Origin of the sequence: Capnocytophaga sp. oral taxon 332 str. F0381, from assembly GCF_000318275.2 — a bacterium.
Lineage (GTDB): Bacteria > Bacteroidota > Bacteroidia > Flavobacteriales > Flavobacteriaceae > Capnocytophaga > Capnocytophaga bilenii.
On sequence record NZ_KB291323.1, the window covers coordinates 1 to 1,999 of the forward strand.

Annotated in this window: 1 protein-coding gene, 1 tRNA gene and 1 pseudogene; 2 read left to right on the forward strand and 1 reads right to left on the reverse strand. The window is 32.1% G+C overall.

The features are described from left to right. A pseudogene (locus tag HMPREF9075_RS13225) lies at nucleotides 1-148 on the reverse strand (DUF2931 family protein); the annotation flags it as partial. Nucleotides 149-545: 397 nt separating this feature from the next. Between HMPREF9075_RS13225 and HMPREF9075_RS08465 the strand changes: the two are divergent. Together HMPREF9075_RS08465 and HMPREF9075_RS08470 are read left to right on the forward strand one after the other, a co-directional pair. Beyond that, a tRNA-Met gene (locus HMPREF9075_RS08465) sits at nucleotides 546-619 on the forward strand. A gap of 133 nt (nucleotides 620-752) precedes the next feature. Then, nucleotides 753-1,958 carry a site-specific integrase gene (locus HMPREF9075_RS08470; RefSeq protein ID WP_232305085.1) on the forward strand — a complete coding sequence of 402 codons (1,206 nt, stop codon included), beginning with the start codon at nucleotides 753-755 and terminating at the stop codon, nucleotides 1,956-1,958. Nucleotides 1,959-1,999 lie beyond the last annotated feature (41 nt).

Sequence of the window (1,999 nt, forward strand, 5' to 3'; positions counted from 1 at the left end):
TAGCGGCATAAAAACGTATAGGGTAACCTATGGGCGTATTTACCGCTATGCCCCAATCGTATTGTGGTTCGTTCATACCTTTTTTATTATTACATATTTGACAACTACCAAGCAGCAAGTTCAAGAGTAAAAATAATATCTTTTTCATTCTATTTTTTTTACGTGAATAAAAAAACAAATAACATTCACAATACAAAAGTACAATAAATTTATTAGAATTCAAAAACTTTTCACTATTGAAGTCCACTGCCAATTCCACCCTACTCTCATAAGCCTCACAATCCATAATTATTCCCCACCGAACCTTGAGCGAAGGATAAGCGAAGGTTGAGCGAAGGATAAGCATCTCCACAATCCCCTATAAATTTATATACTTCTACTAAATTTATAAAATATAAAAATTAAAATATACCATTTATTATCAATAAGTTATGAAATAATCAATATTAATAACTTAAAAAAATGTGTTTAAAAATTTGGTAAGACAAAAAAAAGTAGTACATTTGCACCCGCAAAAGCATAAGAAATAGGTTTTGCATAAAAATGGCGAGGTAGCTCAGGTGGTTAGAGCGTTGGATTCATAACCCAAAGGTCACGGGTTCAAATCCCGTCTTCGCTACAAAGGTAAAATAAGGTAAAATACCTAATAAAAATACGCCCCAGAGCGTATTTTTTTTATGTCCATACTAAACGAACTTATAGAAAGCGAGTATAAAACCGAGTATGTCAATAATCGTAAAACCAACAGGGTTATGGATAAGAAAAACTATTCAGTACCAAAAATATACCCCAAAATTATAGAGCAGAAACGATTAAGTGCTTTTACTGAAAAGCAAAAGGAGGAAATACTGCAAAAATATAAGCGTTGGTACGTATATTACTACTTTCGTAATGAAGAAGGTAAAATGGTAAAACAACCCTCTATTTTCTTCAAAATAAACCAAGTATATAAAGATTTTGATAGTAGATACACAGAAATTCATACCTTACGAAATATCATTGAACGTATCTTAAAAAATGGCTATACTCCTAATGCTGAAAACACTCAAAATTCCATAATTAACGAGCAATACACTACTGTATCTGCACTTGATTTTGCCCTGAAACTAAAGAAAAAAAGTGTTTCAGAAAATAGTTTTATTGACTATAGTTATCGTATTAAACAATTTCAAAAATACCTGATAGATAACAACTTAGATAAATCTCCTATAAGCAGTTTAACAAAGAGACATATTAATGACTTCTTGAATGAAATACTACTGAGAACAAGCCCTCGTAACCGAAATAATACACTTACAGTTATCAATGCCATATTTGCCACATTAGAAGAGAATGAGATTGTACAACAAAATGTAGTTGCAAAAATTAAGAAGCTGCAAGCCAAACCAGAACGCAATAAAACCTACACGCAGAAGCAACAAGACGATATTTTTACCCTTATGACACAAAAGGATAAAGAGTTACTTTTGTTTGTTAAATTTGTCTCTTATAACTTCTTACGACCTATAGAGGTATGCAGATTGCAAATTAAAGATATTGATTTTGACGGAGCTAAGTTAAATGTACGTGCTAAAAATAAACTGGTAAAGATTAAGATAATACCAGAAATACTTCTTAAAGAAATTCAACATTTAAAAGGGGCTAATCCTGATTACTTCTTATTTACTCCCAATGGTGTTGATGATTGGCAGACAAGCGAGGTAAATAAACGTGATTATTGGACTAAACGCTTTGGAAAATTAAAGAAAGAACTCAATTTAGGAGAAGATTACGGACTTTATTCTTTCAGGCATACCTTTATTACCAAATTATATAGAGAGTTACGTTCTAAGTACTCACAATATGAAACCTATGATAGGCTAATGCTTATTACAGGACATTCTACACTTTCTGCCTTACAACAGTATCTAAGAGATATTGACGCTGAACTTCCTGAAGATTATTCCCATTTGTTATAATACACCCACCCTACACAAGGGGGGTGCGGAAAATACACCTA

What these genes read in the sequence shown, in the direction of transcription:
- HMPREF9075_RS08470 (WP_232305085.1), top strand. Translation starts at nt 753, where the DNA reads ATGGATAAGAAAAACTATTCAGTACCAAAAATATACCCCAAAATTATA.